We start from the raw sequence: 6000 nt of genomic DNA, 5'->3' as shown, positions 1-6000 counted from the left end.
CCCGTTACCCCTATCCCTCACCGGGGGTTGCCCTCCTCTCCCAGCCCCCTGGGACTCGGGGGTATGCAGCAGGGGCGTGGGGACACGCGGGCGCAGCGGAGCCCCTCTCGGGGCATCCCCACGCCAAACGACCATGACCTTCCAGAGCTTAAAAGGCCTCACCCCGCCCCTGGAAGGGGCGAGGCTTGTCAGCCCTTTTGTCAGCCCCTGAGCTCCCTGATGGCCTCTGAGAGCGCTGTGATGTCATCCTCTTTGTTCGGGAAGTGCACGGAGACCCTTATCCCCCAGAGGCCGGCGGCCCCTCTGGCGGAGACCGCTATCCCCCTGCCCCTGAGCCTCCTGGCGAGCTCGTAGTCCTCCCTCACGCTGTCGCCGACCCTGAAGAGCACTATGCCCGACGCCTTGGACTGCTCCGGCATGGTAAGCAGGTCCGCCCTCAGGTCCTCCAGCTCCTCGAGGAGGGCCTTTCTGAGCCTCATGACCTGGGCCTCCACGTTTTCTATTCCGACCTCGTTTATCAGCGAGGCGGCGGCCGCCGCCCCCTGAGGGAGAGGGACGACAGGGAGCCGCCGTACTCGAACTTGAGGGCCGAGTCCCTCCTGTAGGGCTCAACGTAGAACGGCGCCTTGTTAGGGTCTAGCCAGTAGGCGTCCCAGTCCTGGATGGGGGCGTTGGAGTACCCGGGCCTGGCGGGCTGGAGCTCCTCGACGGACCTCCTGCTGACGCACATCCCCCCGAGCCCGAAGGGGGCCAGGAGCCACTTCTGCGTTCCGAAGGCCACGAAGTCGGCCCTCTCGAGCCCCCTGGGCCTGATGGCGCCCGCCTGCTGTATGGCGTCCACCACCAGGTACGCCTCCGCCTCGTGGGCCACCTTGGCGACCTCCTCGACGTCAATCCTCAGCCCGTTCACCCACATGACGGAGCTCACTATGACTGCCCTGGTCCTCCTGTCGACCATATCATAAAGCTGGTCAAAATCATAGTCGCCTTCCCTGTTCCTGACCACCCTGACCTCCACCCCCCTCAGCCTTAGCCTGTAGGCCTCGGCGTGCACGAGGGGGAAGTCCATGTCGAAGATGACGACGTTGTCTCCCTTCGACATCGGTATGGAGTCCACGGCCTCCTGTACCGCTGAGGTGGTGCTCGTCCCCGTGAACACGAGGTTGTCGGGGCTACAGCCCACCAGCGGGGCCAGCTGCCCCCTGGCGGCTGCCTTAAGCTCGGCCTGGGAGCCCATCGACGAGGCCTCCTCGGGCGACGACTCGTAGACGTCCAGGAGTGACCTGATGGCCCCTATGGCCCTGAGCGGCGGGACGCCTACGGCCGCCCAGTCTAGGTAGTGCCTTGACCTGAGCGAGGGGAACTCGGCCTCGTACAAGGTGCAACCCCGGCTCACTGTGGCCCCGGGCATTAAATGGGTGAAACTTGCCCCTACAGGGGGACCGTGGACCACAGGGAGACTATCACGCTGCTCATCGACATGGCCAGGGCCGCGTACTGGGGGCTCAGGTAGACGGCGGGGTAGAGGAGGCCGGCAGCGACGGGGACAAGCACGCTGTTGTAGCCGAACGCCCAGGCCAGGTTCTCCTTCACCTTCCTCGTAGCTATCCTGGACTCCCTGAGGAGGAGCTCCACGCCCCTAAGGTTCATCACAACGACGTCGCCGGCATACTTAGCTATGTCCGTGCCGCCCGCCAGCGCTATCCCCACGTCCGCCTCCTTCTCTGCAACTGCGTCGTTAACTCAGTCGCCCACGAAGGCCGCCCTGTGGCCCTCCTGCCTCAGGGACCTCACCAGCTCGGCCTTGTCGTCCGGGCTCAGGCCCTTCCTAACCTCGACGCCCAGGGCCGCCGCCACGGCCTCGGCCGAGGGGCCGCTGTCTCCCGTGGCTATTATCACCCTCCTGCCCATGGACTTAAGCCTGGCCACCAGCTCCAGGGCCTCGGGCCTGACCGGGTCCTCGAGGCTGAGCCACCCTGCCGTCCACGCAGACGGCCACGTCACCCCTGGCCTGGCCCTCGCAGTTCTGCTGCACGAACTCGGGCCTCCCCACTATGACCTGCCTGTCACCCACGACGCCCGTGACCCCGTCCCCCGGGAACTCGTTGAAGTCCTTGACGGAGCCCCTCAGCCTGGCCCCGAACCTGTCAACTATAGCCTTAGCCACGGGGTGGGAGCTGAGGGACTCGAGGGAGGCCGCGAGCTCCATGACGCCGGGCTGGAGCTCCACGTAGTCCTTGACCCTGGGCCTCCCCTCCGTCAACCAGGCATCCCCTTTGGCCCCTCGCGGAGGTACCTCTCGGGGTCCCTCCTGAAGGCCTTCAGGCAGCCCTCGGAGCAGAAGTAGTACACCTTGCCCTTGTACATGGTCTTGTAGGGGGTGCTCTCGTCAACCTCCATGCCGCAGACGGGGTCTACGACCAACGCTTTTCCCCTTGGCCCGAGCCTGCCTAACCTAAAAAGCGTGGGTCCTTGCTGAGGGGCTCGAGACCCGGCCATTAATGTCTGCTGCCTGCCCTCCTAGACGGCCACAGGGCCCTCTCCCCAAGCATGTAGAGCACCGCAGGAGTGAAGAGCAGCGCGGCGAGCAGGCCTGCTGAGAGCACGCCCGCCATGAGGGCCACGCCCATGCCCCTGAAGCCCGGGGCCGAGAAGGCCAGGAGGCCCGCGAAGGCCCCAGCCATTATCGTTGAGAGGCCCACCACCAGGGCGCTGGTGCTCCTCACCGCTATCTCAACTGCGGTCCTCACGTCGTGACTGCCAGCCTCCTCCCTGACCCTGTTTATGATGAAGCTGTTATAGTCCATGCCGACACCAAGTATCGCCGTGAAGACCACTATGGGCAGGTACCACGGCAGGTTGACGCCCGATAGCCTGTAGGCCTCTATGGCGAGGGAGCTGCCGAACACCGCCGCGATCACGACGCTGGCCAGCGCCGTCAAGGCCATGGGCACGCTGCCGAAGAAGGCGAGCAGCACTATAAACATGAGGACTATGGCTATGGGGTAGACCAGGTGGTAGAAGTCATGGTACACTATGTTCTGGAGGTCGAGGTTTATGGCAGCCTCTCCCCCGACCATGGCGCTCGGGGAGACCTGCTTCGCCAGCTGCCTTATGGACTGGGCGCACGCTATGGCCTCCCTGCCGAGCGGGTACACAGATAGAGTGACGCTGAGGACAGGCTCGGAGTAGTTGTAAATCTGGGTCGACTGAACGCAGCTTAGCCTCGATATGGACGAGTTTATCGCCTGCAGCGTGGAGTAGTTGGTGGCAACTACGTAGACAGGGTACATTATGCCGGCGGCGTAGTTGTCAGTTATGTAGTGGAGGGCCTGCACCGACTGGGTGCCCTGGGGCATCATCAATGTGAAGTCGTAGCTGCCCCTGAAGGTGGCGTAGATGAACCCTGCAGGTATTAGTATGAGTGCTATGACAACCACGAACGCCACGTACCTCGTCCTGGGGCTGCGCCCTGGGCTCACCCGGGCCGCGCTGGCCTTCACCCTGGAGGGCCACCACAATATCCTGCTCCCGCCCACTATGGCCAGCACCGCAGGGACCACCGTGAGGCTCACGGCCATCGTTATCAGTATCGATATGGGGGCCACCTCGCCTAGGCTCCTGAGGAACGGGAAGTTGGACGCTATAGTCATGGCTCCGAAGCCTATGGAGGCCGTGAGCGCGCCCGTGACCACTGCCCTCCAGCTCCTCCTCGCGGCGGACCAGGCCGCCTCCGCTGGGCTGAGGCCCTTGCCCAGCTCCTCCCTGAACCTCTTCGATATCAGGCTCGAGTAGTCGACGCCCAGCCCCAGGCCGGCCTCATACATTATAGTCCTGCTTATGGAGTTCAGCGTTATTACGTTGTGGCTGGCCAGCAGGTACCCAACGCCAAGGGCCACCACGAGGCCCACGCCTATTCCTATAAATGGCACCAGGACGGCCACCAGCGACTCGAGCACTATGGCCAGTATGACCAGCACGAGCAGGGCGCTTATCATGTCTCCCCTGCTTATGCTCCTGAACGACGAGCTTGAGAGGTCGTGGTCTATGGCCTGCGTGCCGGTAAGCATGACGCTGGCGTTCCCGTAGCCCGCGGACCTCAGCTCGCTGGCCAGCTGGCCCCTGATGCTGAGCGCCTCGTCATAGGACATGTTGACCGAGTACATTACTAGGAAGCCGTCAAGGTTTCTCTGCACAAGGAGCCCCCTGAGGTCGCCCAGCAGGTTAGCGAAGGTCCTGTTAAACGCGTACTCAGTTACGTTGGTCACGGCCCTCCCGTACAGGGAGGGGTCCTCAAGCACGGCTGTGGCCTCGCTTGACAGCACGGGCGTCAGGTTTGAGGGCACGCCCAGCCTGGCGAGGGAGCTGTTCAGGAGCGAGGGCATCCTTGACAACAGCGACTGGTAGTCCTCTATGGGACCCGCCGAGGCCAGCTCGGCCAGGAGCAGCCTGGCGGTCGGCGACGTGAGGCTCCTGTTGACCAGGTCCAGGGACAGGGAGTAGGCGCTCTCGCCGCGGAGGAGGGCCATTGAGAGCGACGGGGTCACGTTCAGGCCCCTCTCGGCTATGGCTGACGCCGAGGCCTCGGCCAGGGTCAGGTTGGAGCAGAGGGCACAGGTGACGTTGGGGTCATACTCAAGGAGCTCCTCAGGCACGTAGCTGAGGACCAGCGGGGCGTAGCCGCTGAGGTTGGCCGGCAGGCGGGCAGCCAATGTTTTGGCCGCCAGCTCGGCCGCGGCCTCCCTGCTGAAGGAGCCGTTGGCCACGTATGACGCCATGTCCACCGCTATGTCGCTGGGGAGCCTGCTGGAGAGGAGCGAGTAAGTGACGTTCCTCACTATTGATGTCAAGTCGCTCTCGTTGAAGCCCGAGGCGGCGTACTCCTCAGCTAAGGACGTCAGCAGCTCCTTGGCCTGGCCCGGCGCTGGAATGGAGGAGATCACAGCCAGGAAGGCCTCCCTGCCCGAGGCGCTGCCTATGGAGCTCAGCGCGTAGTAAAGCCTGTGCTGGTTGTACTGCGTGAGGTTGTTCATAAGCGACTCAACGTAGCTGCTGTACGCTGCCGAGGCGTTCCTGAACGCCAGGCTGTAGGCCTGCAGCAGCGGCAGGGCCCTCTGCTCGCCGCTGGCGTTGAGCTCCCTGTAGAGCACCGTGTAGGTGAAGTTCTCAGCCGAGGCCAGGGTGAACCTTGAAGGCCCCCCGGTGTTTAGCACGTAGTAGAACAGGGCCTCCACAAGCTGAGGCGAGGGTGACTGGGCGCCGCCTATGGGCGGGCACTCGCTCACCACGAGCTCCACGTCTCCCTGCGTCAGGTTTCCCGTGGAGTAGGCGTCCGTCATGTTGGAGAGCACGTACTCAGCCCTGATTGCGTTGAACAGTGTCGCCACGTAGGCCCCTGAGAGGCCCTCCGTCTCGTTGCCCAGGGCTACAACCTGGGGGACCGCCTGGGAGTACGCTATGCTGAGGTTCCTGCCCAGGGAGTAGTACTGAGCGTAGGCGTAGTCGGCGTTCCTCAGCATGTAGGTGAGGCCCACCAGCGTCGAGTTGAGCCTCTCGAGCCTCAGCGAGAGGTTATTAACGGCCTCCCAGAGCCTCACAAGGCCGTCTGCGGTGGAGAGGCTGACGTTGAGGAGCCTCTGGGAGACGTTGTTAAGCTTAACGTAGACTCCCCTAGCCACGCTGACCCAGCTGGTGCCCTGCGTCAGGGTGCCGTTGAGCCTGTAGAAAGTGGTCAGGTTGACGGGCACCCCTGTGACGACGTATATGTAGTTTCCCTGCTCTGACAGGTTGCCCTCCCTCGAAATTATGTTCATGACCTTTATGCTCTCGACCCCCTGGGGCAGCATTGAGGACTCGTTGGTTGAGACCACGCTGTTGATCCTTGTAATGAACGGGTAGAAGATCACGGCCAGAACTATCGCCACAACCACTGTTACGTAGGCCGTTCTCCGGCTGTACATATTTACCTCCGATAGATAACTGCTATATATAATTCGCTTT

Annotated in this window: 7 protein-coding genes; all 7 read right to left on the bottom strand. The window is 63.2% G+C overall.

Annotated elements, in window-relative coordinates; genetic code table 11:
* Positions 1–200 precede the first annotated feature (200 nt).
* The 7 genes from ACP5H1_RS04960 to ACP5H1_RS04930 all read right to left on the bottom strand — a co-directional run bounded on the left by ACP5H1_RS04960 (position 201) and on the right by ACP5H1_RS04930 (position 5960).
* Positions 201–494 carry a hypothetical protein gene (locus ACP5H1_RS04960; protein WP_427972443.1) on the bottom strand — a complete coding sequence of 98 codons (294 nt, stop codon included), beginning with the start codon at positions 492–494 and terminating at the stop codon, positions 201–203.
* 23 nt (positions 495–517) lie between these two features.
* A complete protein-coding gene (locus tag ACP5H1_RS04955) occupies positions 518–1378 on the bottom strand; it encodes an aminotransferase class V-fold PLP-dependent enzyme (RefSeq protein WP_427972441.1) in 861 nt (286 codons plus the stop codon).
* A gap of 53 nt (positions 1379–1431) precedes the next feature.
* Positions 1432–1710 carry a hypothetical protein gene (locus ACP5H1_RS04950; protein ID WP_427972439.1) on the bottom strand — a complete coding sequence of 93 codons (279 nt, stop codon included), beginning with the start codon at positions 1708–1710 and terminating at the stop codon, positions 1432–1434.
* Positions 1711–1743: 33 nt separating this feature from the next.
* Positions 1744–1929 carry an HAD family hydrolase gene (locus ACP5H1_RS04945; protein ID WP_427972437.1) on the bottom strand — a complete coding sequence of 62 codons (186 nt, stop codon included), beginning with the start codon at positions 1927–1929 and terminating at the stop codon, positions 1744–1746.
* Complete coding sequence (locus ACP5H1_RS04940; protein WP_427972435.1) at positions 1916–2263, bottom strand: hypothetical protein; 348 nt, start codon at positions 2261–2263, stop codon at positions 1916–1918. Before ACP5H1_RS04940 ends, ACP5H1_RS04945 begins: the two co-directional genes overlap by 14 nt.
* On the bottom strand, positions 2260–2424 hold the full coding sequence (locus ACP5H1_RS04935) for a YHS domain-containing protein (RefSeq protein ID WP_427972432.1): 165 nt from the start codon (positions 2422–2424) through the stop codon (positions 2260–2262). The genes ACP5H1_RS04940 and ACP5H1_RS04935 overlap by 4 nt, the downstream gene beginning before the upstream one ends.
* Before the next feature lie 74 nt (positions 2425–2498).
* Positions 2499–5960: an MMPL family transporter gene (locus ACP5H1_RS04930; RefSeq protein WP_427972429.1), complete on the bottom strand. Its 3462-nt coding sequence runs from the start codon at positions 5958–5960 to the stop codon at positions 2499–2501.
* Positions 5961–6000 lie beyond the last annotated feature (40 nt).

It is taken from the genome of Acidilobus sp., assembly GCF_049973875.1.
Classification (GTDB): Archaea; Thermoproteota; Thermoprotei_A; order Sulfolobales; family Acidilobaceae; genus Acidilobus.
The sequence above is the reverse complement of the archived record's forward strand: the minus strand, read 5'-3'. Positions and strand labels throughout refer to the sequence as shown.